Below are 4,161 nucleotides of genomic sequence, written 5' to 3' on the forward strand. Positions count from 1 at the left end.
GGCGCGGCCGGCGGCGAGGCGGCGACGCCCCGGCCGCACGCGGCAGGTCGAGACAGGTCAGCCCGCCCGCGGGTGCCGGCACGGGCAGGTCGTGGGCGACGAAGGGAGCCAGGTAGGTCACCTGCCACCCCGCCTCGAGCAGGGCGGCGATCTCCCGATGACGGATCCGCGAGTCCTGCGGATGGTGCACGACCGTCACGACGAGAGCCCGGAGGGGGCTCCGCGGCAGGCCAGCGGTCACGACCTCTCCCTTCGTCGGTGTCGTGGCGCCGATCCTACGTCGCGGCCCGGTGAGACCGATGGGACGAACCGGCCGCGCCTCATGTACCGTTGGCCTCACGAGAAACCACACAGATCCGGGTCCGCTCTGGTAGTGCCGCCCTCCCCACGGGGAGAGCGGGACGATCAGCGCCGACCCGCACTAGCGTAATGAGGGGGTCACGCCATGGGGCGCGGCCGAGCGAAGGCGAAGCAGACCAAGGTTGCCCGCGAGTTGAAGTACTACTCGCCGGAGACCGACCTGCGAGCGCTGGAGACGGAACTTCACGGTCAGTCCGCCAAGTCCACGGGGCGTGCGACGCATGACGACGCGCCCGACCGGGACGAGGACGACTACGACGACTGGTCGCCGCCACAGCGCTGACCTGCCTCAGATCAACCCCTGACGCCGGGCCTCCGCGGCCGCAGCCTCCCTGCGCCGCACACCGAGCCGCCCGTACGTGTGTGACAGGTGCGACTTGACGCTGGACGGGCTCAGGTAGAGCCGCTCGGCGATCTCCTGGTTGCCCAGCCCGTCGGCGACGAGCCGCAGCACCTCCACCTCCCGCTCCGTGAGCGGCGGCGCCTCTCGGCGCACCCGTTGCACGAGCGGCCCGGTCACCGGCTGGCCGAGCTCGGCGACGTCCCCGCGGGATGCCGCCCGGATCGCCGCCCCGATCTCCAGGGGCGTGCTCGACTCGGCCAGGCACCCGTGGGCGCCGGCCGAGATGATCGCCTCGGTGCACTCGACGACCTCGGTGAGCACGACCCACGCCGGGCCGTCCGGTGTGCGCAGCTCGGGCAGCACGTCCGTCGCACCTGGTCCGACGTCGAGGCCGCCGAGCAGCACGACGACGTCGACTGCCGGGGTCGAGAGCACCTCACGGGCCGTCGCCGCAGGCGTGACGAGCTCGAGGTCGGGCTCCGCCGCGAGCACCGCGACGAGGGACTGGCGCCGGGTCTCCGCGGCATCGGCCACGAGGACCCGGATGGCGGCGGGTCTCAGACGTGCTCCCCGACGACCTGCACGGCGCCGCCGTGCACTCCCTTCGCCCCCTGGACGACCTCGGCACCGGCCACCGGCTCGGTCGTGGCGGCGTCGGAGACCTCACCGAGGACCCAGGCGTCGATGCCGGCGGCCCGCGAGCGGGCGATCGCCGCGTCGACGCTCGCCTGCGGCAGTGCCGCGACGAAGCCGATGCCCATGTTGAGCGTGCGCTCGAGGTCGGCGCGCGGGACGGCGCCGAGCTCACCGACGAGGGTGAAGATCGGCGGCGGCGTCCACGAGGCGCGGTCGACCCGGGCGATGGTGCCCTGCGGCAGCACGCGCGCGAGGTTGGCCGCGAGCCCGCCGCCGGTGACGTGGCTCAGCGCGTGCACGTCGACGTCGTCGGACCGCACGAGGTCGAGCAGCGCGCGGGTGTAGATGCGGGTCGGCTCGAGCAGCTCCTCGCCGAGGGTGCGGCCGAGCTCGTCGACCTGCCGGTCGAGCTCCCACCCGGCGCCCGCGACGACGCTACGCACGAGCGAGTAGCCGTTGGAGTGCAGGCCCGAGGAGGCGAGGGCGATGACGACGTCACCGGCGGCGACGCGGTCCGGCCCGAGGACCTCGTCGTGCTCGACGACGCCGGTGGCGGCACCGGCCACGTCGTACTCGTCCGGGTCGAGCAGGCCGGGGTGCTCAGCCGTCTCGCCGCCGACGAGGGCGACACCGGCGAGCTCGCACCCCTTCGCGATGCCGCCGACGATGGCCGCGATGCGCTCGGGGACCACCTTGCCGGTGGCGATGTAGTCGGTCATGAAGAGCGGCTCGGCACCGCAGACGACGATGTCGTCGACGACCATGCCCACGAGGTCCTGGCCGATCGTGTCGTGCCGGTCCATCGCCTGGGCGATCGCGACCTTGGTCCCCACGCCGTCGGTCGAGGTCGCGAGCACCGGCCGCCGCATGCCCTGCAGTGCGCTCGCGTCGAACATGCCGGCGAAGCCCCCGAGGCCACCGAGGACCTCGGGGCGGGTGGCCCGGCGGACCGACTCCTTCATCAGGTCGACGGCCTTGTCGCCGGCCTCGACGTCGACGCCCGCGTCGGCGTAGGTGATCGGGGTCTGCTGGGTGGTGTCGGGGGTCGTCACGGTCGGCGTACCGCCTCTTCGGTGGGGGTGAACTCGAGCTCGAGCAGGGACTTGCCGAGGCGGTCCTCGCTCGGCAGCTCCATGGGATAGGTGCCGGAGAAGCAGGCGGTGCACAGCTCGTCGACGGGCTGCTCGGTGGCGGCGATCATGCCCTCCTCGCTGATGTAGCCGAGCGAGTCGGCGCCCAGCGAGGTGCAGATCTCGTCGACACCGAGCCCGGTCGCGATGAGCTCGGCCCGGGTCGCGAAGTCGATGCCGAAGAAGCACGGCCACTTGATCGGCGGCGAGGAGATGCGCACGTGCACCTCGGCGGCGCCGGCCTCACGGAGCATCCGCACGACGGCCCGCTGGGTGTTGCCGCGCACGATCGAGTCGTCGACGATGACGAGGCGCTGCCCCTTGATGACGTGGTCCAGGGGGTTGAGCTTGAGCCGGATGCCGAGCTGGCGGATCGTCTGGCTCGGCTGGATGAAGGTGCGGCCGACGTAGGCGTTCTTGACCAGGCCCTGACCGAAGGGGATGCCGGACTCCTGGGCGTAGCCGATGGCGGCCGGGGTGCCCGACTCGGGCGTCGCGATGACGAGGTCGGCCTCGACCGGGTGCTCGCGGGCCAGGGCACGGCCCATCTCGACCCGGGCCTCGTGGACCGTGCGGCCGTTGATCGTCGTGTCGGGGCGGGCGAGGTAGACGTACTCGAAGACGCAGCCCTTGCGGGTCGGAGCGGCGAAGCTGCGGGTGCGCAGGCCGTCCTCGTCGATGGCGACGAGCTCGCCGGGCTCGACCTCGCGGACGAAGGAGGCGCCGACGATGTCGAGGGCTGCGGTCTCGGAGGCGACGACCCAGCCGCGCTCGAGCCGGCCGATGACGAGCGGGCGCAGACCCTGCGGGTCACGCGCGGCGTAGAGGGTGTCCTCGTTCATGAAGACGAAGCAGAAGGCGCCGCGCAGCTGGGGCAGCAGCTCCATCGCCGCCTCCTCGAGGGAGCGGTCCTGCTCGCCGGCCAGGAGTGCGGTGACCAGGGCGGTGTCCGTCGTGTTGCCGCGGCTGAGCTCTCCCTTCGACAGGCCACGCCAGGTGCCGTCGACCTCAGGGGTCTCGGCGCGCGCCTCGACGAGCTCGAGCAGCTCGGCGGAGTTGATGAGGTTGCCGTTGTGGGCGAGCGCGACGGTGCCGGTGTCGTGGCCGCCGAGGGTCGGCTGCGCGTTTTCCCAGGTCGACCCGCCGGTCGTGGAGTAGCGGCAGTGGCCGACGGCCATGTGACCCCGCAGGGTGGACAGGCTGCGCTCGTCGAAGACCTGCGAGACCAGCCCCATGTCCTTGTAGACGAGGATCTGCTGGCCGTTGGAGGTCGCGATGCCCGCCGACTCCTGCCCGCGGTGCTGCAGGGCGTAGAGGCCGTAGTAGGTCAGCTTGGCGACGTCCTCGCCGGGCGCCCAGACGCCGAAGACACCGCAGGCGTCCTGGGGTCCCTTCTCGCCCGGCATCAGGTCATGGGACAGGTTTCCGTCTCCGCGTGGCACGGGGACCAGTCTCCCACAGGGCCGGGGCGCGGCTGCTCCCCCTTCGCTCCTGCGCATCTGCCGAGGGAAAGACGCACTCTCAGCCGCATTTCCTGGGGAGATGCGCCGCCCCAGCCGTAACTTTCCTAAGGAGATGCGCGCCCCAGCCGTATTCCCTAGGAGATGCGGACGGAAGGGGTCAGACGTCACCTGCGGTAGGTGAAGAGGCCGCGACGGCGGCCCGACGAGCGCGCCGAGGAAGAGCCCAGGA

General features: G+C 72.1%; 4 protein-coding genes and 1 pseudogene. 1 reads left to right on the top strand and 4 read right to left on the bottom strand.

Annotated features, from left to right (window positions below; translation table 11 throughout):
* Positions 1-241, bottom strand: a pseudogene (locus tag B277_RS13085) (glycosyl transferase); the annotation flags it as partial.
* Between the two features lie 204 nt (positions 242-445).
* On the opposite strand from B277_RS13085, the gene B277_RS13090 reads away from it, so the two are divergent.
* Positions 446-643: a DUF3073 domain-containing protein gene (locus B277_RS13090; RefSeq protein WP_007929001.1), complete on the top strand. Its 198-nt coding sequence runs from the start codon at positions 446-448 to the stop codon at positions 641-643.
* Between the two features lie 6 nt (positions 644-649).
* Here the strand turns inward: B277_RS13090 and B277_RS13095 are convergent, their stop codons facing one another.
* From B277_RS13095 to purF, 3 genes are read right to left on the bottom strand one after another with little or no spacing between them, the layout of a single operon-like run.
* The gene (locus tag B277_RS13095; protein ID WP_007929002.1) at positions 650-1,237 is read right to left on the bottom strand and encodes a response regulator transcription factor; all 588 of its coding nucleotides are present in this window, start codon (positions 1,235-1,237) and stop codon (positions 650-652) included.
* Positions 1,238-1,260: 23 nt separating this feature from the next.
* Complete coding sequence (purM, locus tag B277_RS13100; RefSeq protein WP_007929003.1) at positions 1,261-2,391, bottom strand: phosphoribosylformylglycinamidine cyclo-ligase; 1,131 nt, start codon at positions 2,389-2,391, stop codon at positions 1,261-1,263.
* Positions 2,388-3,875, bottom strand: a complete 1,488-nt coding sequence (gene purF / locus B277_RS13105; protein WP_007929004.1) for an amidophosphoribosyltransferase — start codon at positions 3,873-3,875, stop codon at positions 2,388-2,390. Before purF ends, purM begins: the two co-directional genes overlap by 4 nt.
* Between the last annotated feature and the right edge of the window lie 286 nt (positions 3,876-4,161).

The sequence above is a fragment of the Janibacter hoylei PVAS-1 genome (assembly GCF_000297495.1).
Lineage (GTDB): Bacteria > Actinomycetota > Actinomycetes > Actinomycetales > Dermatophilaceae > Janibacter > Janibacter hoylei.